This window comes from Microbulbifer agarilyticus (assembly GCF_020171345.1).
In the GTDB taxonomy this organism is placed as follows: Bacteria; Pseudomonadota; Gammaproteobacteria; order Pseudomonadales; family Cellvibrionaceae; genus Microbulbifer; species Microbulbifer agarilyticus_D.
Genome location: NZ_JAIUZM010000001.1, coordinates 296140 through 319968 on the forward strand (window position 1 = coordinate 296140; position 23829 = coordinate 319968).

The 23829-nt window shown below is 55.7% G+C and carries 18 protein-coding genes; 8 read left to right on the plus strand and 10 right to left on the minus strand.

Annotated elements, in window-relative coordinates:
* Positions 1–314: 314 nt before the first annotated feature.
* The gene (gene gcvP, locus LCM31_RS01180; RefSeq protein ID WP_224866859.1) at positions 315–3206 is read left to right on the plus strand and encodes an aminomethyl-transferring glycine dehydrogenase; all 2892 of its coding nucleotides are present in this window, start codon (positions 315–317) and stop codon (positions 3204–3206) included.
* Positions 3207–3433: 227 nt separating this feature from the next.
* Here gcvP and LCM31_RS01185 read toward each other — a convergent pair whose 3' ends face one another.
* Together LCM31_RS01185 and purU are read right to left on the minus strand one after the other, a co-directional pair.
* Positions 3434–3826 (minus strand): hypothetical protein, encoded by a 393-nt coding sequence (locus LCM31_RS01185; protein ID WP_224866861.1) that lies wholly within the window; start codon positions 3824–3826, stop codon positions 3434–3436.
* Between the two features lie 38 nt (positions 3827–3864).
* Positions 3865–4701 carry a formyltetrahydrofolate deformylase gene (gene purU, locus LCM31_RS01190; protein ID WP_224866863.1) on the minus strand — a complete coding sequence of 279 codons (837 nt, stop codon included), beginning with the start codon at positions 4699–4701 and terminating at the stop codon, positions 3865–3867.
* 177 nt (positions 4702–4878) lie between these two features.
* Here purU and pepQ point away from each other — a divergent pair, with 177 nt between their 5' ends.
* A complete protein-coding gene (pepQ, locus tag LCM31_RS01195; RefSeq protein ID WP_224866864.1) occupies positions 4879–6183 on the plus strand; it encodes a Xaa-Pro dipeptidase in 1305 nt (434 codons plus the stop codon).
* A gap of 59 nt (positions 6184–6242) precedes the next feature.
* On the opposite strand, the gene metE is transcribed toward pepQ, so the two are convergent.
* Entirely contained in the window at positions 6243–8477 is a 2235-nt protein-coding gene (metE, locus tag LCM31_RS01200) for a 5-methyltetrahydropteroyltriglutamate--homocysteine S-methyltransferase (protein WP_224866866.1), read from the minus strand.
* Positions 8478–8591: 114 nt separating this feature from the next.
* On the opposite strand from metE, the gene LCM31_RS01205 reads away from it, so the two are divergent.
* Entirely contained in the window at positions 8592–9527 is a 936-nt protein-coding gene (locus tag LCM31_RS01205; protein ID WP_224866868.1) for a LysR family transcriptional regulator, read from the plus strand.
* A gap of 22 nt (positions 9528–9549) precedes the next feature.
* On the plus strand, positions 9550–10098 hold the full coding sequence (locus LCM31_RS01210; RefSeq protein ID WP_222246442.1) for a cytochrome b: 549 nt from the start codon (positions 9550–9552) through the stop codon (positions 10096–10098).
* A 95-nt stretch (positions 10099–10193) separates the two neighbouring features.
* Here the strand turns inward: LCM31_RS01210 and LCM31_RS01215 are convergent, their stop codons facing one another.
* From LCM31_RS01215 to rfbA, 7 genes are all read right to left on the minus strand, one after another.
* Complete coding sequence (locus LCM31_RS01215) at positions 10194–12038, minus strand: DEAD/DEAH box helicase (RefSeq protein WP_224866869.1); 1845 nt, start codon at positions 12036–12038, stop codon at positions 10194–10196.
* Positions 12039–12240: 202 nt separating this feature from the next.
* Positions 12241–12981, minus strand: a complete 741-nt coding sequence (locus tag LCM31_RS01220; RefSeq protein WP_224866871.1) for a tyrosine-protein phosphatase — start codon at positions 12979–12981, stop codon at positions 12241–12243.
* Between the two features lie 108 nt (positions 12982–13089).
* A complete protein-coding gene (locus tag LCM31_RS01225; RefSeq protein ID WP_224866873.1) occupies positions 13090–14505 on the minus strand; it encodes a mannose-1-phosphate guanylyltransferase/mannose-6-phosphate isomerase in 1416 nt (471 codons plus the stop codon).
* Positions 14506–14788: 283 nt separating this feature from the next.
* Positions 14789–15865, minus strand: coding sequence for a dTDP-glucose 4,6-dehydratase (gene rfbB / locus LCM31_RS01230; protein WP_224866875.1), 1077 nt, complete (start codon positions 15863–15865; stop codon positions 14789–14791).
* Entirely contained in the window at positions 15866–16735 is an 870-nt protein-coding gene (gene rfbD, locus LCM31_RS01235; protein WP_224866877.1) for a dTDP-4-dehydrorhamnose reductase, read from the minus strand.
* Positions 16736–16746: 11 nt separating this feature from the next.
* The gene (rfbC, locus tag LCM31_RS01240; RefSeq protein ID WP_224866878.1) at positions 16747–17295 is read right to left on the minus strand and encodes a dTDP-4-dehydrorhamnose 3,5-epimerase; all 549 of its coding nucleotides are present in this window, start codon (positions 17293–17295) and stop codon (positions 16747–16749) included.
* Position 17296: 1 nt separating this feature from the next.
* Complete coding sequence (gene rfbA, locus LCM31_RS01245; protein WP_224866879.1) at positions 17297–18211, minus strand: glucose-1-phosphate thymidylyltransferase RfbA; 915 nt, start codon at positions 18209–18211, stop codon at positions 17297–17299.
* A 406-nt stretch (positions 18212–18617) separates the two neighbouring features.
* Between rfbA and LCM31_RS01250 the strand changes: the two genes are divergently transcribed.
* The 4 genes from LCM31_RS01250 (at position 18618) to LCM31_RS01265 (ending at position 23800) form a co-directional block, all read left to right on the plus strand.
* Complete coding sequence (locus LCM31_RS01250) at positions 18618–19862, plus strand: site-specific integrase (RefSeq protein WP_224866881.1); 1245 nt, start codon at positions 18618–18620, stop codon at positions 19860–19862.
* Between the two features lie 14 nt (positions 19863–19876).
* The gene (locus LCM31_RS01255; RefSeq protein WP_224866883.1) at positions 19877–20800 is read left to right on the plus strand and encodes a hypothetical protein; all 924 of its coding nucleotides are present in this window, start codon (positions 19877–19879) and stop codon (positions 20798–20800) included.
* Positions 20800–21423, plus strand: coding sequence for a DUF6988 family protein (locus LCM31_RS01260; protein WP_224866885.1), 624 nt, complete (start codon positions 20800–20802; stop codon positions 21421–21423). The genes LCM31_RS01255 and LCM31_RS01260 overlap by 1 nt, the downstream gene beginning before the upstream one ends.
* Before the next feature lie 712 nt (positions 21424–22135).
* Positions 22136–23800, plus strand: a complete 1665-nt coding sequence (locus LCM31_RS01265) for a replication endonuclease (protein ID WP_224866888.1) — start codon at positions 22136–22138, stop codon at positions 23798–23800.
* The last annotated feature ends 29 nt before the right edge of the window (positions 23801–23829 follow it).

Below are 23829 nucleotides of genomic sequence, written 5' to 3' on the forward strand. Positions count from 1 at the left end.
AGCACATTTCGCCCCCCAAACCGGCGAATTGCCCGTAAACACTGCGGTTGCTAAGATGCGCGCCGACTGGCGCCCCCCACAGACTTAATCTGTACATGGGGTCACGACGACGATGTCGCGCCGGCAATTGGGCAAGTGCACTTTGCCACACCATTATTATTGAACGTCGAACGCGGGAACGGCTGGTCATTCGCCATGCCGCCCCAGAATGAATACGGATCCGTTCGTCCGACCCACTTTGCTATTTTTGAGCGTTAACGCATTCCGGGAATTTGTCCCCGAGTGCCCTCAGCGTTTACAGGAATCCGACCACCATGACCCAGCCTTCCCTCAAGCAGTTGGAACAGCACGACGCCTTTATCCGCCGCCATATCGGCCCGGACGCCGCGCAGACCCAGGCCATGCTCGACACCCTCGGTGTCGCCACCCTGGACGAACTGATTGAAAAGACCGTGCCTGCCGCCATCCGCAAATCCGATGACCTGAACCTGGCAGATGCGGTGGACGAACAGGAGGCGCTGGCGGAACTGAAAGCGCTGGCGAGCCGCAACAAGATTTTCCGCACCTTTATCGGTATGGGTTACCACGACACCATCACCCCCAACGTGATCCTGCGCAACGTGCTGGAAAACCCGGGCTGGTACACCGCCTACACCCCGTACCAGCCGGAGATTGCCCAGGGTCGCCTGGAAGGCCTGCTGAACTTCCAGCAGATGATCATGGACCTGACCGGTATGGACCTGGCCAACGCCTCCATGCTGGACGAAGGCACCGCCGCGGCGGAAGCCATGGCCATGTGTAAGCGCCAGGTAAAGCGCAATAAATCTAACGTCTTCTTTGTCGACGCAGACTGCCACCCGCAAACCATCGCGGTGGTACAGACCCGCGCGGAACATTTCGGCTTTGAAGTGGTTGTGGGCAACCCGGAAACCGACCTGCCGGAAGAACTGTTCGGCGCCCTGTTCCAGTACCCGGGCTCTACTGGTGTGGTACGCGACCTCACCGACCTGATTGCCAAGGTGCACGAAGCCAATGCGCTGGTCACCGTGGCCGCAGACCTGATGAGCCTGGTAGCCCTGAAAGCGCCGGGTGAAATGGGTGCCGACGTGGTGGTTGGCTGTAACCAGCGCTTCGGTATCCCCATGGGTTACGGTGGCCCGCACGCCGGCTTCTTCGCCTTCCGCGAAACCTACAAGCGCTCCGCGCCCGGCCGCATCATCGGTGTTTCCGTGGACAGCAAGGGCAAGCGTGCCCTGCGTATGGCCATGCAGACGCGCGAGCAGCATATCCGCCGTGAAAAGGCCAACTCCAACATCTGTACCTCCCAGGTACTGCTGGCCGTGATGAGTGCCTTCTACGCGATTTACCACGGCCCGGAAGGTCTTAAGACCATCGCCGCGCGTATCCAGCGCCTTACCGACATCCTCGCTTCCGGCCTGAAAGAAAAAGGCCTGAGCCTCACCCACGACAGCTGGTTCGATACCCTCACCGTCTCCGTGGGCGACAAGCAATCTGACATCTTCGAGCGCGCCATTGCCGCCGAGGTCAACCTGCGCAAAGTGGGCGCGGACGCGCTGGGTGTCAGCCTGAACGAAACCACCAAGCTGGAAGATGTTGCCGAACTGCTGAATATTTTCACCGGTGCCGAGCACGGCCTCGACCTGCACGCGATGGATGCCGAGCTGGCCGCCAAGGGCCCCGCCGGCGTACCCGCAAGCCTGCAGCGCACCAGTGAATTCATGACCCACCCGGTGTTCAACACGCATCACTCCGAAACCGAGATGCTGCGCTACCTGAAGACTCTGGAGTCCAAAGACATCGCCCTGAACCACAGCATGATTCCGCTGGGTTCCTGCACCATGAAGCTGAACGCCACCGCCGAAATGATCCCGGTGACCTGGCCGGAGTTCGGCAAGCTGCACCCGTTTGCCCCGGCCGACCAGGCTCAGGGCTACCGCGAGATGTTCACCCAGCTGGAAACCATGCTGGCGGAATGTACCGGCTACGACGCCGTGAGCCTGCAGCCGAACGCCGGCTCCCAGGGTGAGTACGCGGGCTTGGTAGCAATCAAGAAATACCTGGAAGCGAAAGGCGAAGGCCAGCGCGATATCTGCCTGATCCCGGCCTCCGCCCACGGCACCAACCCCGCCTCGGCGATGATGGTGAGCATGAAGGTTGTGGTGGTTGCCTGTGACAACAACGGCAACGTGGACATCGCCGACCTGAAAGCAAAAGTGGAAGAGCACGGCGACCGCGTCGCGGCGCTGATGGTGACCTACCCCTCCACCCACGGTGTATTCGAGGAAGGCATCCGCGAGATCTGCGAGCTTATCCACAACGCCGGCGGCCAGGTGTACATCGACGGCGCCAACATGAACGCCCTGATTGGCGTAGCCGCACCGGGTAAATTCGGTGGTGACGTATCCCACCTGAACCTGCACAAGACTTTCTGTATTCCCCACGGTGGTGGCGGCCCTGGCATGGGCCCGATTGCGGTTGGCGAACACCTGAAGCCTTACCTGGCAGGCCACCCGGTAACCGAGGTACCGGGCAACGATCCGGTCAACGGCACTATATCTGCGGCACCCTGGGGTTCCGCCAGCATTCTGCCAATCAGCTGGATGTACATCCGCATGATGGGCAAAAAAGGCATGAAGCTCGCCACCGAAACCGCGATCCTGAATGCCAACTACGTGGCCAAGAAGCTGAGTGAACACTACCCGCTGCTGTACAAAGGCAGTAACGGTTTTATCGCGCACGAGTGTCTGATCGACCTGCGCCCGCTGAAAGAAGTGAGCGGTATTACCGAGGAAGACATCGCCAAGCGCCTGATGGATTTCGGCTTCCACGCGCCGACCATGTCCTTCCCGGTTGCCGGCACCCTGATGATCGAGCCGACCGAGTCGGAAGCGCAGGAAGAGCTGGATCGCTTTGTACAGGCCATGGCAACCATTCGTCAGGAAGCGGATGATGTGGCCAGCGGCAAATACAGTGCAGACGACAACCCCCTGCACAATGCGCCGCACACTCAAGACGACGTGATGACCGACGATTGGACCCATCCGTACAGCCGCGAAATTGCCGGTCGCCCGGCAGCCTGGCTGAAGCACCACAAGGTGTGGCCCGCGTCCAACCGTATCGACAATGTGTACGGTGACCGGAACCTGATCTGTTCCTGTCCGCCCGTTGAGAGCTACATGGACTAAATAGCCAGGAATAAGTAGCCCAGAAATAAAAATGCCGGAGCAGTGCTCCGGCATTTTTTTTGGATAATCTAAAGTCATCTGGCGGCAAAGCACCGGGTGATATTTTTCGAAATCGCTGTGAATACTTCCCTGTACGCTGCGTCGGCGACGTCCATGTCGCCGACGCTTTCGAAAAATATCACCCGGCACTTTGCCTTCTCATCAGGCTTCTGTAGTGCAAGAGATCACTACCGCTCGGCCCCTTCCCGACATTCACCGCGCAGTTCACCACCTTGCGGCGATACCACTCGATCAATCACAAAATACCCGTCGCGACAGAACCCCGTTTCCTGAAGTTTAAGCTGTAACGCATGATCGAAGTTCACCCGGCGCGGGCGAGCGAAGCCCTCGTATTGCTTGCCCATGCGCGCGCGCTCGCTCGCACTCTGCGTATATGGTCCGCGCAATGCGGGTGCAGCGACTTCCAACACGTAGGTAAAACGCTTGGAGCCGTTGGCAGAAATCTCGGTGTGGAAAGACTCTTTGATCCCAGGATTTGGGGCCGCCGGTTCGCTTGCGCAACCACCGAGTAGTTGCGTCATCAATACGAGAGCTGCACCCGTAACCATTGCTTGTTTCATCTTTCCCCCAAGAAAGCAACTAGAAAGCTACTAGAGAACTACTTAAATACCACGGTGCGGTTACCGTGAATAAACACACGTTCTTCGAGAACCCGCTGTAACGCGCGGCTCAATACCTGTTTTTCCACATCGCGACCGGCACTGGCCATATCGTCAGCGGAATAGAAGTGATCCACATGAATCACATCCTGCTCAATGATCGGGCCCTCGTCCAGATCGTCGGTGACAAAATGCGCGGTGGCACCAATAATTTTCACCCCGCGTTCAAACGCCTGCAGGTAAGGCTTGGCACCGATAAAGGCCGGCAGGAAGGAGTGATGAATATTGATGATGCGGTTTTTGAAGTGGGCAACAAACTGCGGTGTGAGCACCCGCATATATTTAGCGAGGATCAGGTAGTCCGGCTCGTAGCGGTCCACGATCTCAATAACCTGCTCCTCGTGCTGGGCGCGCTCGAGATTTTCTGCCGGCACCCAGTGGAACGGGATGTCGAACTTTTCCACAAGCGGCTGCAGCACCTTGTGGTTGCCAACTACTGCGGCAATCTCCACATCCAGGGCGCCGGAATAGCACTTCATCAGGATATCACCCAGGCAGTGGGATTCCTTGGTAACCATCAACACCACACGCTTGCGACCACTGGCGACCAATCGGCGCTCCGCCCCTTGGGGCAGTGTCATATCCAGGTCTTCCAGGAAGGTGTCATCGTTAAAGATCCCTTCCAGCGCAGTGCGCATAAAAAAGCGGCCCTGTGCGCGGTCAACGAACTCGTCGTTCTTGGTAATATTCAGTTGGTGCTTGTAGCAGATGTTGGTGATCTTCGCGATCAGCCCTTTGGCATCGGGGCAGTCCGTTAGCAGTATCTTCTTTTCCATGGTCCAAAATCAGACTATTTATCCAGAACAGTGACTATACACTATGTGCTTTCGTGTACCCGCGACAATGACTAGTTTTCGACCAATTCGTCGAGTTATCTTTTGACCCGACATTTATTTACCAGACCTATCTACCAGAACTATCTAGCAAAGCTATTTACCAAACCAAGGGGCGTTATGGACAAGCAACTCTTCAGTGAACACCTTGCCATCCTGTGCAAGCGTTACGATGAGATCCTCGAGCAATGCGGGTTTGAGACCCTCAACGTGTATAGCGGTTCGCCGTCCGTACAGTTTCTGGATGACAACTATTATCCGTTCCGGGTTAACCCCCAGTTCAAAGCTCTGGTACCGGTCACCGACAACCCACACAGCTGGGTCATCTATCGCCGCGGCCAGAAGCCCAAGTTGCTGTTCTACCGCCCGGTAGACTTCTGGCACTACGTGCCGCCCGCTCCGCAGACCTTCTGGAGCGACGAGTACGATATCGAGCTGCTGTCCAAACCGGACGAAGCCAAGGCGTTCCTCAGCGGTGAGAACGCGGCCTTTATCGGTGAGACCAGCAAACTGGAAGGCTGGGAGATCGGCCAGCGCAACCCGCAGCACCTGATTGACCAGCTGCACTGGGCCCGCGCCTACAAAACCCCCTACGAATTCGCCTGCCTGCGCGAAGCTAACCGCATTGCGGTGCGCGCCCACCAAGCCGCGGAAGAAGCCTTCCGCAGTGGCGCGAGCGAGTTCGAAATTAACCTGGCCTATCTGAACGCCGCCGGCCAGGGTGAAAACCAGATGCCGTATGGCAATATTGTCGGCCTGAACGAGCACGGTGCCATCCTGCACTACACCCACTTATCCACACAGCGCCTGTCCGAGAACGAGCGTCGCAGCTTCCTGATCGATGCCGGTGCCGACTGCAACGGCTACTGTGCCGACATCACCCGCTCCTATGCGTACCGCGATGGCGAGTTCGCCGAGCTGGTAACGGCAATGCACGAGAAAGAGCAGGAACTGGTTGCGGGCCTGACTCCCGGTGCCTCTTATGTGGAACTACACAAAGACTGCCACCACAAAATCGGTCAACTCCTGCAGCAGTTTGGTGTGATCAAAACCTCCCCGGAAAGCGCGGTGGAATCTGGCCTCACCGGTACCTTTATGCCCCACGGGCTGGGCCATTTCCTCGGCCTACAGGTACACGATGTGGGCGGCCACCAGACCGCACCGGAAGGCGGCACCACGCCACCGCCAACCGAGTACCCGTTTCTGCGTACTACCCGTACCATCGAAGAAAACCAGGTCTTCACCATCGAGCCGGGCCTGTACTTTATCCACAGCCTGCTATCGGATCTGAAAGAATCCCAGCTGACGGATGAAGTGAATTGGGACAAGGTGGAAAAACTGCGGCCTTACGGTGGTGTGCGTATCGAGGACAACCTGATCGTGCACAAAGACCGCGTGGAAAATATGACGCGGGATTGCTACTAACTCTCAAAACAAAGAAAGGGCCTGATCACAGGCCCTTTTTTATTGGCTGCGAAATGGAATCAAACTAACGCACTACGCACCGTGCGTGTCGCCTCCACCATATTCAGCAACGCGGAACCTACCTCCGCCCAGCTGCGGGTTTTTAATCCACAGTCTGGATTTACCCAGAGTTTTTCTTTCGGGATGACTTTGAGTAATTGCTGCAGCCGCGCCTGCAACTCTTCACGTTCCGGCACGTTCGGTGAATGGATGTCGTAAATACCCGGGCCGATTTCATTCGGGTAGCCTCCATTTTCACCGGCAAAGACATCCAGTAGGCGTAGATCCGAACGGGCAGATTCGATGGTGATGACATCCGCATCCAGCGCCACAATCGCGTCCATAATCGCGTTGAAATTCGAGTAGCACATGTGGGTATGGATCTGGGTTTCCGGTTTCACCTCACTGCAGGTGTAACGGAAGCAACCCACCGCCCAGTCGAAATACGCTTTGTGGTCTGCCTCGCGCAACGGCAAACCCTCGCGCAGTGCTGGCTCGTCGATCTGGATAATGCCGATGCCCGCCGCCTCCAAATCCTGTACCTCATCGCGCAGCGCTTTGGCGATTTGCAGGCAGCTTACCGCGCGTGGAATATCTTCGCGGGTGAAGGACCAGTTCAGGATAGTGACCGGGCCGGTCAGCATGCCTTTTACCGGACGCTTACTGAGGCTCTGGGCGTATTCACTCCATTGCACTGTCATCGCCTTGGGTCGGCTGATATCACCGGCAATAATTGGCGGTTTTACACAGCGAGAGCCATAGCTCTGCACCCAGCCATTACCGGTGTGGATAAACCCGTCCAATTGCTCGCCGAAGTATTCCACCATGTCGTTGCGCTCGGCTTCGCCGTGCACCAATACGTCCAGACCCAGGATTTCCTGACGGCGAATCGCTTCGGCTATTTCTGCACGCAAGTGCTCGTGGTAATCCTGCTGGCTGATTTCTGCGTTGCGAAACTGTTTACGCACCTGACGTAAAACGTCGGTCTGTGGAAAAGAACCGATAGTGGTGGTCGGCAGTAGCGGAAGCTGCCAGCGTTCGCGCTGAACTTCGACCCGCTCGGAAAATTTCTGCGGGCGCCAGGTACTTTCCAGCTGCTGACGTACATCCGCCTCGGTACGACTATCGGTTTGAGGAAAAGCCACGAGTGGCTCAGCCCCCGGTTCGAGTGCCGATTGCAGCTTCTGTAGTTCATCGAGTTTCTGGCGGCTATAGGCCAGTTTGTTTTTGTGTTCTTCGCTCAATCCCGCTTCGGTTTCCAGATCTACTGGCGAATGGAGCAGCGAACAGCTGGCAGATATCCACAAACGGTCGCCGAAGACTTCCGCTTCTTTTTTCAGAGCCTGCTGCCACTGGGCCAGATCGGTTTTCCACACGTTGCGGCCGTTGACCACGCCGACCGAGAGAACCTGGCCTCCCCGCAACGCCTCCAATGCAGGCTGCAGCTCTTCGCGACCGCGCACCGCATCGATATGAATTCCATCCACAGGCAGATCAAATACCAGCGGCAGATTTTCCCGCAATGTGGAAAAGTAAGTTGCCAGCAGCAGTTTACTGCCACTGGCTTGCGCCAGAGCTTTATACACAGGGGCAAATGCATCGCGCCATTCCGCGGGCAAATCGAGCCCCAGGATTGGCTCGTCGATTTGCACCCATTGCGCGGCGGCGTCAGCCAGCTGTACCAGTAACTGCTCGTAGCAGGCCAAAAGCCCCGGCAATAAATCGAGCGCGTTTTCCACACCGCGCCCTAACCAGAGGTAGGTCAGTGGGCCAATGATCACCGGCTTTACGTTGTGGCCGAGACTTTGTGCATCTTTTATTTCTGCCAGCAGCCATTCCGCGTCCAGTCTGAACTCCTGCCCCACGGCAAATTCCGGCACCAGATAGTGATAGTTGGTGTCAAACCATTTGGTCATCGCACTGGCGGCCACCGGCGCGCCGGAAGGAGCGCGGCCGCGGGCGAGGCGGAAGTATTGGTCCAGCTTGTTGTCTGCCGCGCCGGCCTCAAAGCGCTCGGGAATAACGCCGAACATCAGCGAGTGATTCAGTACCTGGTCATACCAGGCGAAGTCCCCCACGGTCGTGAGCGCCAGGCCCGCCGCTTGCTGGGCCTGCCAGTTCTGACTGCGCACCTTTGCGCCGGCGGCCAGCAGTGCCTGCTGGTCGATCTCACCTTTCCAGTACGCTTCCTGCGCGCGTTTGAGCTCGCGATGCGCGCCAATGCGCGGGTATCCGAGAATATGTGTCTTTGCCATGCCCTTTCCCCTGGGTCCGTAAAATTCGGGGTTGATTCTGGGGCGCACAACATGTTCAATCAATTTCATATTTTTCGCCAAAAACATGAATTTAACTAAAGATGACAAATACGAATGATTGAGCTGAGGCACTTGCGCGCCCTGACGGTACTGCGGGACACCGGCAGCATGGTGCGTGCGTCCGAGCGCCTGCACCTGACCCAATCCGCGCTCTCCCACCTGTTCCGCGAGATGGAAGACCGCCACGCGCAGGCGCTGTTTGTGCGCAAGTCGCGGCCCCTGCGCTTTACCAGTGCCGGGCTGCGGCTGTTGCAGCTGGCGGACGATGTGCTACCGCGGGTGGCGGTAGCGCAACGAGACCTGGCGCGGCTGGCATCGGGGCAGGCGGGGCGGCTGAATATCGCGATCGAGTGCCACAGCTGTTATCAGTGGCTGATGCCCACCCTCGATGCCTACCGGGACGACTGGCCCGAGGTCGAGCTGGACCTATCCAGTGGTTTCCATTTCGCACCGCTACCGGCGCTGGTACGCGGTGACCTGGATCTGGTGGTTACCAGTAACCCGGATACCTCTCTCAAGGGTATCCACTACGAGCCGCTGTTCAGTTTTGAGATGTGCCTGGCGGTCAGCCGCAAACACGCACTGGCGAAACAGAAGACGATAGCCCCGCAAGACCTAGCGAATGAAGTGCAAATTACCTACCCGGTAGAGCGAGAGCGACTGGATATTTTCCAGAAGTTCCTCGACCCGGCCGGTATCGAACCCATCGCGGTGCGTACCGCCGAACTCACGGTAATGATGGTGCAACTGGTGGTCAGCGGCCGCGGTGTTTGCGCCCTACCCAACTGGGCTCTTTACGAATATTTACAAAAGGGGCTGGTAAACCAACTGAGACTAGGAAAATCCGGCGTGTGGAGTACACTCTACGCTGCGGTGCGCGAGGAGATGCTGGAACAGGCTTTTCTAAGGGACTTCTTCACCACAGCACGGGATACCTGCTTCGCCAATCTGAATGGCGTGCTTGCCGCGACCGATAACATAAACAAGTAATAAAACACACAAGGGGATATGTATGGCCTCCACACCCAATAGCTGGAGCAAGACTCTCAAAACTCTGCACTGGATGATCGCGTTTTTTATCCTGTTCGCCTGGGCGTCCGTAGAACTCCATGAGCAGTATGCGAAAGAAGATCCGATGCGCGGTTGGTGGATGGTTGTCCACTTCTCCCTCGGCTTCCTGGTTCTGTTCCTGGGCCTGTTCCGTCTCTACTACCGCGCTACTCATGGTCGTCCCAACCTGTACGGCAGCGGCTTCCAGAAGCCAATCTCTCTGCTGACCCAGAGCTTGATGTACATATTGATCATCGGTATGCCGCTCACCGGCCTGCTGATGCGCCAGTTCGCGGGCCGCGACACCAAGCTGTTCTGGCTGTTCGACCTGCCGGCCTTCTTTGAGAAGAATATTGATGTGGCCAAGCAGTTCGCCTTCCTGCACAAGGAACTACTGTGGAACGCCCTGCTGGTACTGCTGGTACTGCACATTGGTGGCGCCCTGTGGCATCACCTGTACAACAAAGACAATACCCTGCGTCAGATGCTGCCGTTTGGCAAAGTGAACTAACAGAGTCAAACAACAGGGTTAAAAAGCTCGCACTTCGCGGGCAAACAAAAAGGGCACCAACTGGTGCCCTTTTTTATTCGCCCTGTAAGCCAGGATCAGTCGCGGTCGCGATGCTGCTTTGGCTTGCCAGACTTGCGGTGTGGCTTATCACCGTGCTTGCCACCGTGTTTGCCTTCAGGCTTACCTTCAAACTTGCGCTTCTTGAAAGAACCGCTTTTCTTGAACGGTTTGCCACTGTCCACCGCATTCGGGTCGTACTTGGCAATGTTCATCGGACGGCCGTTTACCCGCACTTTTTTCAGGTGCTGGAAAATCTCTTTCGGCATACCTTCCGGCAGATCGACGGTAGTGTATTCCGGGTAGATTTCAATGCGGCCGATGTAAGAGCTATCCAGCTCTACTTCGTTGGCAATAGCACCAACCACACTACCCGGGCGCACGCCGTGCTCGCGGCCCACATCAATGCGGAAACGCTCTTTGCCTTCATCCGGCGGCGGCATACGCTTGTCTTTTTCGAAGCTGCCTTTGCGCTCGCGCTTGCGGTCGCCATCACGGTCGCGGCGGCGGTCGTCGCGGTCACCTCGATCATTAAAGTCGCGCTGCTTCGGCTCGCGCTCGTCCAGCAACAGTGGCTGGTCGCCCTGCGCCATGGCCGCCAGTGCCGCAGCCACATCCAGCGGGTCCACTTCGTTGTCGGCCAGGTACTGGTCCACCAGGTCGCGGAACGGTGCCATGTCGCTGTCGCCAGCAAGGGTATCGCTAATACGCTGACGGAATTTTTCCATGCGCGATGCGTTTACCGCTTTCGCCGTCGGCAGTTCCAGACGCTCGATGGACTTCTTGGTCGCGCGCTCGATAACGCGCAGCATGCGACGCTCACGCGGCGCCACAAACAGAATCGCATCGCCTTCACGGCCGGCACGGCCGGTACGGCCAATACGGTGGATATAGGCTTCGGTGTCGTAAGGAATGTCGTAGTTGATTACGTGGCTGATGCGCTTCACATCCAGGCCTCGCGCCGCCACGTCGGTGGCCACAACGATATCCAGCTTGCCCGCCTTCAGCTTGTCGATCACCTGCTCGCGCAGGTTCTGCGCCATATCGCCGTTCAGGGCGGAAGAGGCAAAACCGCGTGCGGCCAGTTTGTCGGCGAGCTCAACGGTGGTGTTCTTGGTGCGCACGAAGATGATGGTGGCATCCACCGGCTCGGCTTCGAGAATACGGGTCAGCGCATCCAGCTTGTGCAGGCCGCCCACCGGCCAGTAGCGCTGGCGAATGGTTTCTGCGGTCTCGGTCTTGACCTTGATTTTCACGTCCACCGGCTCGTCCAAATGGTCGCGGGCAATCTTGGCGATCTCGCGCGGCATGGTGGCGGAGAACAGCGCGATCTGGCGCTCTTCTGGAATCTGTTCCAGTACCCACTCCACGTCGTCGATAAAGCCCATGCGCAGCATTTCGTCGGCTTCGTCGAGGACCAGCGTCTTCAGGTTGGACAGGTCCAGGGTGCCTTTGCGCATGTGGTCCATCACACGGCCCGGGGTGCCTACTACCAGCTGCACACCGCGCTTCAGTTGTTGGATCTGGCCGCGGTAGTCCGCGCCACCATAAATAGGTGCAACGTGGAAACCTTTGAGGTTAGCCGCGTAGGACTGGCAGGCCTCGGCCACCTGAATGGCCAGTTCTCGGGTCGGTGCCAGCACCAGTGCCTGAGGGCGTTTGCTCTTCAGGTCCAGGCTCGCCAGCAGAGGGAGCGCGAATGCCGCTGTTTTGCCCGTTCCTGTCTGTGCCTGGCCCAGTACATCGCGCCCTTCCAGCAGAGACGGGATGGTCTTTGCCTGAATCGGGGATGGGGTTTCATAGCCAAGTTTGGTGACAGCGTCGAGGATTTCAGCGGGCAGGCCCAACTGGTCAAAGCCAGTGGCCGTGGGGGTATCGGTCATATTTGGGAATCACTTGCGGCGTCTAACGCCGGTACTTGAGGGGCCGGATTGGCCTTTAAAAGGCTGCGCAGTCTAACAGTTTAGCCCGAGAAGGCCAGTTTATTTTTTAACCGGTAGATTTTGTTCGAGACCGCAGAATCTGAACCTGTCGGTTACGTGCCTGCGAACCCGGCGGTCATTGAAGTCACGCTCTTCATGGCGGTCAAAGGGTCTTGTGATGGGCGAAGTGCATCGCAGCGATCTTGCCCGGATTATCGCGCACCAGCTGCCAGGCCTTCTCTTCACCGACTACCTTAGCCGCAGCCTCTCGGCCTGCGTTCAGCGCTGGTGGACGGCGCACTTCATGGTGGGCATCGGTGGCTAGTATGGTGACCAGCCCGTTCTCCAGCATCTCGATGGAACGCTGCTGTGCCGGCTCACCAAAATGACCACATACGGCGCCGGAAGTTACCTGGAACAGGCAACCCTCATGCACCAGCGGCATCACCTTATTGAAATCGCGGATGACATCCTTGTTGCGCTCCGGGTGCGCAATCATCGGACGGACCTTCTGCTTGCGCAGCCAGCGGATCAACTGTTCGGTACCCGGCGGGATATGGCTGTGCGGCAGTTCCAGTAGCAGGACCTTTTCGTCGCCCCACTCGCCCAAAAAAGGTACCTGCTTCAGAATCACCATATTCAGGATTTCTTCGGACAGGCGAATTTCTGCCGCCATACCCACATGCAGCGGGATCTCGGCGGTATCCAGCGCGGCAACCAGCTGGCGGTGCGCTTTAGAGATGGTCGAAAACGTATTGGGGAAGCGGCCAGAGTGAATATGCGGGGTGGCCACGATGTGAGTAATGCCATCGGCAACCGCGGCGCGGGCCAGTACCAGCGCCTGGTCGAGATCCCGGGCACCGTCGTCGATGCCTGGGAGAAGGTGGCAATGCAGATCGATCATGCGAGCTCTACGCTGTCCTCTTTTACGTATTCAAGGTGTGCATACACACAAACCTGAACAACTCCGGCATACCCGAACCGAGGCACATAATTAGCACAAAAGAGCTTCTTAGGTACGCGCGTACCGATCTTCAAAGCGGACGATATCGTCCTCCCCCAGGTAAGAGCCGGACTGCACCTCGATCAATTCTAGCGGAATGGTCCCCGGGTTTTCGAGACGGTGGACTACGCCAAGCGGGATATACGTGCTCTGGTTTTCGGTCACCAAAAACTCTTTTTCACCACAGGTCACATTCGCAGTACCAGACACCACGATCCAATGTTCCGCACGGTGATGGTGCATTTGCAGACTCAGTTGTGCACCTGGATTCACTACAATTCGCTTCACTTGGAAACGTTCGCCGAAATCAACGGAATCGTAATAGCCCCACGGGCGGTAGACTTTACGATGCAATTGCGCTTCCGAGCGATTTTCGGCCTTGAGGCGTTCAACCACCTTCTTAATATCCTGCACGCGGTCTTTAGCGGCAACCAGCACCGCGTCATCACTTTCTACCACCACGATATCATTCAGGCCCACAGTAGCAATTAACTTGCTATCGCTCTGTACAAAGCAATTATGGCTATCCTCCAGGATAACATCGCCCTTCGACGTATTACCCTGCTCGTCCTTCTCAGACACCTCCCAAAGCGCTGACCAAGAACCCACGTCATTCCAGCCGCAATCCATCGGCACGACCACTGCATCGCGGGTATGCTCCATAACGGCATAATCAATAGACTCATCGGTACAGGCCAGAAAGGCCTCACTAGCCGGGCGCACGAAGTCGACATCAAAGGTGGCACCCTGCATGGCTTTCTCACAAGCCTCAAGGATATCCGGGCAATATTTAGACAACTCTTGGATAAAACGGCTGGCACGGAACAGGAACAGGCCGCTGTTCCAGTAAAATTCACCGGAACTCACGTATTTCTCTGCGGTAGCAAGATCAGGCTTTTCTACAAACTGCTGAACCACAAACGCGGTCTCAGCTTCATCTACGGCCCTTGCCTTGTTGATATAGCCGTAACCGGTTTCGGCAGCCGAGGGCACAATACCAAAGGTCACCAGTTTGCCAGCCTCGGCGTGAGGAACCGCACACATCACCGCGGCTTGAAAGGCAGCTACATCTTTTATTGCGTGGTCTGCGGCCAACACCAGCAGTAACGGATCTTCCGCCCCCCCCGCGATGGCCCTTAGCGCTGCCAAAGCGACCGCAGGAGCAGTATTGCGGCCTGCAGGCTCGAGTAGAATACCGCTATGAGCCTGCCCCACCTCGCGCAGCTGCTCGGCCACAATAAAGCGGTGATCATCGCCACATATTAGCAATGGTGGCTGCGACTCAATGCCCTCCAATCGCGCACAGGTGTTTTGCAACATAGTCGCATCATCCGTAAGCGGCAGAAACTGTTTCGGATGAAGTTTGCGCGAAAGCGGCCACAGGCGGGTGCCGGAACCACCCGCCATAATTACGGGTAAAATCATAAATTTATTCTGTTACAGAAATAGCACTAACGGCCCCCCCACCACTCCAATAAAAAGAGGCGGCATTTAAGCCCCATTATGTCACGCTTGGGAGTCGTTTGTGACCATCCATCGAGCGGTAATGAGCCGCCTCGAATACTTGAGCTGCGCTATCTGTAGCACTCCCCGTTTACAATTTTCCCGCCCAAAGCAAGCCATTACAACCTTTAGGGATTTGCATCTGCCTTTGCGGGGCATAACACAGTACCGCGAGCATTTTTTGACCAGACCACCGCACTTCCTATCAATCCTTAGAAGCCTGTATCAACGGAGCCCACCAGGACTCGCCCTGCAGGTACCACTGAATGGTTTTCTCGATTCCGGAAGAAAAGGATTCCGCCGGCTGGTAGCCGAGCTCGCCGCGGGATTTTGACGGGTCGATGGCATAGCGACGATCGTGGCCTGAGCGATCAGTCACGTAGGTGATCAGCTCGGCAGAGCGCCCCTCCCTGGCTCGCCCCGCATGCGGAAATCGGTCACCAAGGTCTGGGCTACTGGCGAATGCTTTATCCACCAGCTCACAAATCAGCCTGACGATGTCGATATTGGCCCACTCATTGATACCACCAATGTTATAGCACTCACCCAGTTGGCCTTTCTTGATCACCAGGTCGATACCCCGCGCGTGATCCTCCACATACAGCCAGTCACGGATCTGCTGGCCGTCCCCATAAATTGGAAGGGGCTTGTCGTGCAGGATATTGGTGATAACCAGCGGGATCAGCTTTTCCGGGAAGTGATAGGGCCCGTAGTTATTGGAGCAATTGCTGGTGGTGACCTTCAGCCCATAGGTATGGTGGTAAGCGCGGACCAGATGATCGGACGCCGCCTTGCTCGCAGAGTATGGGCTGTTAGGCGCGTAAGGGGTGATTTCGCTGAAGGCTGGATCGCTGGGCTCTAGGGTGCCATACACCTCGTCAGTCGAGACATGGTGAAAGCGGTGACCTTCTTTGTTCAGCCCCTCGTCCAGCCAGACTTTCTTCGCGGCTTTGAGCAGGCTATGGGTGCCGATGATATTGGTTTCAATGAATGCGTCCGGGCCGGTAATGGAGCGGTCTACGTGACTCTCTGCGGCGAAGTGTACCAAGGTGTCGATGTGGTGCTCTTTGAGCAGGGTTTCCACCAGCCGGGTATCACAGATATTGCCGTGACTGAAAACGAAGTTCGGATTACCGGCCACTGCCGCCAAGCTGGCCTTGTTGCCGGCATAGGTGAGCGCATCCAATACGACCACTTTGTCTTGCGGGTAGGTCCGCATCCAGTAGTGAACAAAGTTAGCCCCAATAAAACCGGCTCCGCCGGTTACAAGTAGATTGCTCATTTATAGTTCCGTTGAATTGAGGACAGACCTTAAAACCTGGCGCCAGTGCTGTAGCGCCAGGCCTGTCTCATTTACCAGTCGAGACTTGTCCAACACACTGTAAGACGGGCGCGCTGCTGGAGTTGGATAGTCGGTGGTCGCAATTGGGGCAATGTTTACCCGCCTATTATTCGACAGCAGGCCGGCTCTCTTACCTTCTTCGAAGATAGCCACGGCGAAGTCGTACCAGCTAGCGGCACCGGCGTCGGTGCAGTGGTAGATACCTTTGGCTTCCGGCACAGCGGCCAAAGCGAAAATATTTTTTGCGAGGGTACCCGCCCACGTGGGGGTACCGATCTGGTCAGCCACTACCCCCAGCTGGTCGCGCTCCCGCATAAGGCGCAACATGGTGGTAACAAAGTTTCCACCCTCGCGGTCGTATACCCAGGCAGTCCGCACGATGATGGCGCCCGGCAGGATGGCTTCCACCGCCTCTTCGCCACGCGCCTTGCTTTCGCCGTACACGCCGAGCGGGCTTCTGGCATCACCCGGCATATAAGGTTGAGACTGCTTTCCATCGAACACGAAATCGGTAGAGACGTGAACCAAGCGGATGCCCAGCTCACGGCAAGCCAGCGCAAGGTTTTCCGGGCCGCGCGCATTAATCAGATGCGCCTGTTCACAATCGGACTCTGCCTTGTCAACAGCGGTGTAGGCGGCAGCGTTGATAACCACCTCCGGCTCCGCCTGCTTGAGGGCAGAAAACACCTGATCTTTACTCGCAATATTCAGTGTGTCTCGCCCGTGAGCAACAATAGCCGTGTCGGCTGAGGCCTGCTTCAGCAGCTGCCTGCCGAGCTGGCCACTTTTACCGGTGATTAGAATTTTCATCGTCCCCCCCTTCAACCAAAGACGGCGGCGTCTTTCAGGAGTTTGCCTTCGGCATCTTTGGCGGAGAGCTGAGGCTGCTCGCCATTGACCAGAGGCCACTCGATACCGAGCTCCGGATCATCCCAGCGCAGGGAGTGTTCGTACTCGGGGGCGTAGTAGTCGGTACACTTGTAGACAAACTCTGCGGATGCACTGGTAACATAAAAACCGTGGGCGAAACCTTCCGGAACCCAGAGCTGGCGCTTATTGTCTTCGCTCAGTAACACGCCGACCCACTGGCCGAAAGAAGGAGAACTTCGACGCAGGTCTACAGCCACATCGAACACCTCTCCGGATGTAACCCGCACAAGCTTGCCTTGAGTATGCTCGGTCTGATAGTGAAGGCCGCGCAATATGCCTTGGCTAGATTTGCTGTGGTTATCCTGTACAAAAATGCGTTCGGCACATTCCTGATTGAAAAAATCCTGGCGAAAGGTCTCAAGGAAAAAACCGCGCTCGTCACCAAAGATCTTGGGGTCGATAATTTTTACATCAGGAATGTTGGTTTCTATTATTTTCATATCAACGCGCAAACCGGTGATCGCGGGCAGACTCAACAATAAGCTGCATCAAATATTCCCCATACCCACTTTTCATCAGCGGCCGAGCCTGTTTTTCCAGCATTTCCGCGTCAATAAAACCTTTACGGAAAGCAACCTCCTCGGGGCACGCGACTTTTAAACCTTGCCGGCGCTCAATAGTCTGTACGAACTGCGCTGCCTCCAGTAAATTGTCGTGGGTTCCCGTATCGAGCCAGGCGGAGCCGCGCCCCATCAATTCAACATTCAGATTACCCTGCGCCAAATACATTTGGTTGAGGTCCGTAATCTCAAGCTCACCTCGATGGCTAGGCTTGATCTCCTTGGCAAGGTCGCAAACCTGATTGTCGTAAAAATAAAGGCCAGTTACAGCGTAGTTCGACTTCGGCTCTGAGGGTTTTTCTTCGATACTGATTACTTTGCCGGCGCCATCAAACTCTGCAACGCCGTATGCCCTGGGGTCCGCGACATGGTAGCCAAACACCGTGGCACCTTCCGTTCGCTGATCCGCACATTTCAGCACTTCGTTAAAGCGCTCTGCATAATAGATGTTATCACCCAGCACAAGTGCGCTGGGGCTATTACCGACGTGCTCCCGGCCAATCAAGAAGGCTTGCGCCAGACCGTCGGGAGACGGCTGCACAGCATAGGAAATATTTACCCCCCATTGACTGCCGTCTTCCAGCAGGTTCTGGAATAGATGCTGTTCGCTGGGCGTGGTTATAATCAAGATGTCCCGGATTCCAGCCATCATAAGGGTGGTCAGCGGGTAATAGATCATGGGTTTGTCGTAAACAGCCATCAGCTGCTTACTGACCCCCTTGGTAAGTGGGTATAGCCGGGTGCCTGAACCGCCAGCCAGTACGATGCCCTTCCGTGGTGTTTCCCTTAATTTCATTCGCTTTCCCAGTTGAGTCCATTTTACTAGCCTTGGTCAAACTACATATAGCAGACACCCCCGCCCGCCAAGCACAAAGATGCCCCCCATCACTACATCCATGTAGATGAACCTCTCGGAGGCGCCCAAAACAAAAAAGGCCGCACCCTTACGGATGCGGCCTTTTTAATTTGGTGGAGCTAAGCGGGATCGAACCGCTGACCTCAACACTGCCAGTGTAAAAAACGCACAAATCTCAGTGAACAACGATAAACAACCACAGCCCAAGGAAAGCCATTTAATCCATACAAATCAATACCTTAGCCTGTTCACTGTTGTTCACCCCTGATCTCCCCCGTCCTTCCCCGTTCATTCAAAATGGACTTAATATGGACTTAAATTTAGCATGGGGGCTCTGGGAGGAACCATGCAAGCCAAGCTGACCACTACTACTATCCGCAATCTTGAGCCCCGCGAGAAGGCCTACGAGGTCGTAGACTCGGAACTCAAGGGCTTCCTACTCCGCATCCAGCCCACTGGGCGAAAGACCTTCTACTTCTCTTACAGAACTAATGACGGCAAACGTAAGCGGATCAAGATAGGCCCATTGGGCCCCTCCCTAACCATCGCCCAAGCCAGGGACCGAGCTACCAGCATGGCCGGTAAGGTTGCGGAAGGCGTTGACGTGCAGGGAGACAAGATTGAGGGGCGCCAAAAGGCCAAAGAAGCGCTGAAGGGGACTTTGGGACGATTCCTGGTCGACCAATACGAGCCTTGGGCACTTTCTAACCAGAAAAGCGGGCACTACACGGTCAGTACCGTCCGTGCCTCCTTTGCCGACTTCCTGAACGAGCCCATGAGCCAGATCCAGCTCCGGAAAGTAGAGCGCTGGCGAACCGAGCGCCTTCAAGCAGGCCGGAAGCCCTCTTATGTAAATCGCTGTGTGAATGCCCTCCGAGGAGTCCTGACTAAAGCAGTTGAGTGGGAGGTACTTGACGACCACCCCCTGAAGAAACTGAAAGCCCTGAAGATCGATGAGGGCAGGAAAGCCCGATACCTATCTCCAGCTGAGGAGGAGCGGCTGTTTAAAGCTCTGGCAGAACGAGACAAGGAGCTAAAGGAAGCTAGGGAGAGAGGCAATCGGCACCGTCGAGCGCGTGGCTACCCTCTCCTGCCCGACTTGAGCCGCCATGCCTTCTCCGACCGAATGACGCCTCTCATTACCCTATCCCTGAAAACAGGAATGAGGCGTGGAGAACTATTCGATCTGGAGTGGTCCTGTGTCGACCTCGACAAAAAGGTCATTACAGTCCGGGGAGAAACGGCAAAATCCAGCAAAACCCGGCATATCCCCCTAAGCCCCACCGCGCACCAAACATTAGTTGAATGGCTACGGCAGGCACCACTACCAGGTAGTTTGGTCTTTCCTGCCGACAATGGCAGCCGCCTGGATAACGTCAAGAGCTCTTGGAACAGTATTCTCAAGAAAGCCGGTATCGAGAAGTTCCGCTGGCATGATATGCGCCATGACTTTGCCTCGAAACTCGTCATGAAGGGCGTCCCCCTAAATACAGTGCGAGAGCTTTGCGGCCATGCAAATTTAAATACAACTCTGCGCTATGCACACTTAGCGCCTGACCATAAAGCTGATGCAATAGCACTAATCGGCTAAGGAGCAATTTAACCATGTATGGTCCTTGGTACCCACTGGAAGAGGCCTGTGAAATTCTCGGGATGCGACGTTCAGAGCTCTCCTATTTGATAACCAAAGGCGAGATCCAGCCTGTCGCCTTTACCGTGGAGCGTCCGCTCTTGCTGACATCACGGGATAGCGAAGGACGCTGGATTGGACGCGCCAGCTGTCGATATCGTGGGCACCTCCAGATGCATCCTAACGTGATCCAACCCCTAATTGATGGAGAGCCCATCAAGGTTAAGTCGGGAATGGCAGTACTCGAACCCGATGCTATCGGCAACTGGAGTAGTTCTTATCCGTTTAAAAGACAAGATCCAATTCCGCCTCTTTCTGGTTGGAAACCGGCCGTCAAAGATGCCGAACTCATAAGAACACTGATAGCTCTCCCATTTCCCAAGGAAGGAGTCTCGACCAACTCTGCTCTTACACGGGCGACTAAACACCTAGAGAAAGCTTTGGAAGCACAGAAAGCAGGAGAGCGCTATGAAATGGGAGGGCTATTCCCTGTTGAGGACAATCAACTTTTTTTCGATCAAAATAACGAGTTCTCTCCAAAAGACGTCCGCATTCCAGCTTCGGAAATTGAGAGTTATTTAAACCGCTCTAATGTGACTGAAACTAAAGCCCCTCCACGAGACACAAGTCAAAAAGAGAACCAGCTACACACCCTTCTCTTTAGAATCATTCAGCACAATCCCGACATAAAAGCGAAACAAGCGTGGGCTCTTCTTGAAGAGGACCATGAAGCTGACACCCCAAAATTTGACCTGGATGGGATCATTCAAGCTATCAGCCCAACAGAATTAGAATGGCTGAGCAGGTATGGGAACACGAGTTATCAGAAATTTAGCTCTTTCGCACCCACCTTGAGCAAGGTTCGGCGAAAATATCGCGAAAACAAGGAAGCCAACTAATGGAAAAGCTCTTAAGAAGGTCCTATGAATTAGAGAACGAATTACGCAAATTCTTCGAACTAGGCCTCTTCGACGACACAATGGATGTATTCGCCAGTCGCGCAATGTGCAGCTTAGCATTTGAGCATGCAGAAGCTGTGAAGTACTTAATTGCTGCGGAAAAGCACAACACTGCGATCAGCTTGGTGCGACTCCAATTTGAGGTATTGGTGAAAGGTATGTGGTTATTGTTTGCAGCTCCAGATGATGCTATCGAAAAATTGTTTACTGATGTAACTCTAGAGAACTTTAATCAGCTTAACCAAGCTCCAGGACTTAGCCAGATGCTAGAGGAGCTGAAAGGCAAAGCCCCGGAAGGCGCAACTACCATGTTAAGTGGATTTAAGGAATGCCACTGGAAGTCCCTCTGTTCATTCGTCCATGGCGGTGTTCTCGCATTCCAAACGCATGCGCTATTAATGCCTTCAAAAATGCTCAAAAACATCCTCAAGACTTCCAACGCAATTTCTACAATGATCGCTATGCTGCTGATCTTGCTGTCGGGCGTGCCCGAGCACCACGATAGGCTCACGGCCCTGCAAAAAAAATATGCAGATTGCTTCCCCACACTTCTACCAGCCTGACACCTTTAGGTTGGTCGTTTTTTATACAAGTTTAATCTGTCGGTTTTGCCCCTATCACTTCACCTAAGGGGGCCGCTCCGTCTGTCATTTGCTCTTCGGTTCCCGTTCGCTTCACCGTTCGGTTGCCGTTCGGTTGCCGTTCGGTTAACCCTCAGGGTTAAAAATTAACGCTGAGCCTTAAATTTTAACCCTGAGCTTAGCGCTCAAATTCAGCACTTACGGTTAGCTCATCGACTGCAATAGCTTGGTGAGACAACTGATGACTGCTGGTAAACAGACTCTACTCCCCCGTTCCCTCTCCGAGGCGGAAGCGGCGCAATACATCTGTATGAGCCGCTCATTCCTTCGCCAGTCTCGCATGGACGGAAAACGGGACTCCCGAACCCCTGCGCCCCCTTTCATAAAGATCGGGCGTGCAGTCCGCTACCTACGGGAAGACCTGGACCAATGGCTGGACCAGCAACAGAAGCTGGACCATCTAGGTCAACTGGGGCTATAGCATGGCCTGCATATCAGATCCGACCTATAGCTTGGACGGCTTCAAACCCTGCTTGGCCTATAGGTTTAACCCTGTATTAACCCTTCTTGAAACCCACCGGGAACCTATAGGCCAAATCCGACCTATAGGCCAGCGGGCTTTCAGTGTCTGGCAACCTATAGGTCATCCTTCCGTGCCCGACTCAGCGGCATCATTCCAGGAGGAAGCCGGGCTATGAGTGAGTTCGCGCTGGATAAGGCCCTGCGCATCACCGAAGACTTCGGGACTTTTGAGTGCCGGAAATTCCGAGAGCGGATCTTTAGCGCGCACGAGTTCCTATGCCTCCCCCTCGCCCACCACTACAAGCGAATCGCTGAGCGAGAGAGCCACGTCGCGGCCAATACAGAACTCCGACAGCTCCATAAGCTACTCACTCTGGGGAAGTCCTTTGAGGGGCTATTTATTACCTCCTCTGATGATGAGGTGAAGGAATTCGCCAGACATAAGGCGAAGCAGGTCAGTACAATTTTCATCCAGAACGAAAAAGCGCTCGGCCCCACCATAGCCCTAGAAAAGGTCATCGCCATTATCGAGCGATGCGAGTTCGAGTTCCCCCACCCCGAACCACTTCAAGCAAGCCCCGAAGAGTTGGCGCCGGCACTGGCTCGCACTTTTGACGAACAGTGGTGGCGCCGGCAGATCCGCAAGCGCCAGGACTTCATTCTGGAAGCTGTACATATCAGGCTTGGGCTCGTTAACAAGCGATCCGGAATCTATGCCAGTAATCACGGCGTAAAGCGCAAGTTCTCCCAGTGGAACCGCAATGAGGGCCTTTTGGCTCGTCTGGTCGCCGAGAACGATCTAGGCCAAGTTTTCAGCCTCCTTGATATCACTAAGCGGGGCGTCTCCAACCTGACCAATCGCCGCAATGAGCTGATGACGCGGCTTTCAGGTTTCGAGGGCATATCAGCCAAGCGGGGAGATATTGGGGTCTTTGTGACTCTGACCGCTCCGTCCAAATATCACAGCCATCTGTCCAACCCCTGTGTACCCAACCCCAAGTATCAGGGCCATACGCCTGCCGACGCTCAAGCGCATCTCAACCGACAGTGGAGCAAGATCCGGGCGAAGTTCGACCGAATGGGGATCAAGCCATACGGCTTCCGCGTAGTAGAGCCTCACCACGACGGATGCCCACACTGGCATTTGCTCCTATTCCTGCCTCAGCCCCAGGTTAAGCCGGCCATTGAAGTTATGCGCCATTACGCAATGGAGATAGACGGAGATGAGGCGGGCGCAGACAAGCACCGCCTGAAGGTCGAATACATTGACCCAGCGAAAGGGACCGCAACCGGCTATATCGCCAAATACATAGCCAAGAATATCGACGGTGTGGATGTGGGCGAGGATCTCCACGGCCACGATGCGATCGAGAGCGCTACCCGAATTCGCGCCTGGGCCTCTACCTGGAACATCCGCCAGTTCCAGCAGATCGGCGGCCCAGGAGTTACTGCTTGGCGGGAGTGCCGCCGGCTGTCGCACAGCGACCTTAAAGAAGCCGTTCTGAATTCTGTTGGAGATGAAAAGCTGGGCGAGATTGTGAAGGCCGCCGATGAGGGGGACTGGGAGCGATTCGTAGAGCTATTCGGCGGCCCCACCGTCGCCCGCAAAGATCAGCCTCTTAGAGCCTATCAGGTCGTCAAATCGACTCTGAACAAATATGGAGAAGAGGCCAAGAAGCTGATTGGCCTGCTTTACCGAGGGATTGAGAAGGTCCGAACTCGGCTTTTTGAGTGGACCATTCGCCCGATAACAGAGGCGGAGCAAGATAGTGGCTTTACGCCGCTCAACTTTTCTTCAGGCGGGGCGAACGCCCCGCCCTTGGAGTTCTGTCAATAACTGTACGATTGTGAATATACGACAAGACG

What these genes read in the sequence shown, in the direction of transcription:
- LCM31_RS01255 (WP_224866883.1), top strand. Translation starts at nt 19,877, where the DNA reads ATGTATGGTCCTTGGTACCCACTGGAAGAGGCCTGTGAAATTCTCGGG.
- LCM31_RS01265 (WP_224866888.1), top strand. Translation starts at nt 22,136, where the DNA reads ATGAGTGAGTTCGCGCTGGATAAGGCCCTGCGCATCACCGAAGACTTC.
- LCM31_RS01210 (WP_222246442.1), top strand. Translation starts at nt 9,550, where the DNA reads ATGGCCTCCACACCCAATAGCTGGAGCAAGACTCTCAAAACTCTGCAC.
- LCM31_RS01205 (WP_224866868.1), top strand. Translation starts at nt 8,592, where the DNA reads ATGATTGAGCTGAGGCACTTGCGCGCCCTGACGGTACTGCGGGACACC.
- LCM31_RS01225 (WP_224866873.1), bottom strand. Translation starts at nt 14,505, where the DNA reads ATGATTTTACCCGTAATTATGGCGGGTGGTTCCGGCACCCGCCTGTGG.
- LCM31_RS01215 (WP_224866869.1), bottom strand. Translation starts at nt 12,038, where the DNA reads ATGACCGATACCCCCACGGCCACTGGCTTTGACCAGTTGGGCCTGCCC.
- rfbD (WP_224866877.1), bottom strand. Translation starts at nt 16,735, where the DNA reads ATGAAAATTCTAATCACCGGTAAAAGTGGCCAGCTCGGCAGGCAGCTG.
- gcvP (WP_224866859.1), top strand. Translation starts at nt 315, where the DNA reads ATGACCCAGCCTTCCCTCAAGCAGTTGGAACAGCACGACGCCTTTATC.
- rfbB (WP_224866875.1), bottom strand. Translation starts at nt 15,865, where the DNA reads ATGAGCAATCTACTTGTAACCGGCGGAGCCGGTTTTATTGGGGCTAAC.
- LCM31_RS01250 (WP_224866881.1), top strand. Translation starts at nt 18,618, where the DNA reads ATGCAAGCCAAGCTGACCACTACTACTATCCGCAATCTTGAGCCCCGC.
- rfbA (WP_224866879.1), bottom strand. Translation starts at nt 18,211, where the DNA reads ATGAAATTAAGGGAAACACCACGGAAGGGCATCGTACTGGCTGGCGGT.
- rfbC (WP_224866878.1), bottom strand. Translation starts at nt 17,295, where the DNA reads ATGAAAATAATAGAAACCAACATTCCTGATGTAAAAATTATCGACCCC.
- LCM31_RS01260 (WP_224866885.1), top strand. Translation starts at nt 20,800, where the DNA reads ATGGAAAAGCTCTTAAGAAGGTCCTATGAATTAGAGAACGAATTACGC.
- pepQ (WP_224866864.1), top strand. Translation starts at nt 4,879, where the DNA reads ATGGACAAGCAACTCTTCAGTGAACACCTTGCCATCCTGTGCAAGCGT.
- purU (WP_224866863.1), bottom strand. Translation starts at nt 4,701, where the DNA reads ATGGAAAAGAAGATACTGCTAACGGACTGCCCCGATGCCAAAGGGCTG.
- LCM31_RS01220 (WP_224866871.1), bottom strand. Translation starts at nt 12,981, where the DNA reads ATGATCGATCTGCATTGCCACCTTCTCCCAGGCATCGACGACGGTGCC.
- metE (WP_224866866.1), bottom strand. Translation starts at nt 8,477, where the DNA reads ATGGCAAAGACACATATTCTCGGATACCCGCGCATTGGCGCGCATCGC.
- LCM31_RS01185 (WP_224866861.1), bottom strand. Translation starts at nt 3,826, where the DNA reads ATGAAACAAGCAATGGTTACGGGTGCAGCTCTCGTATTGATGACGCAA.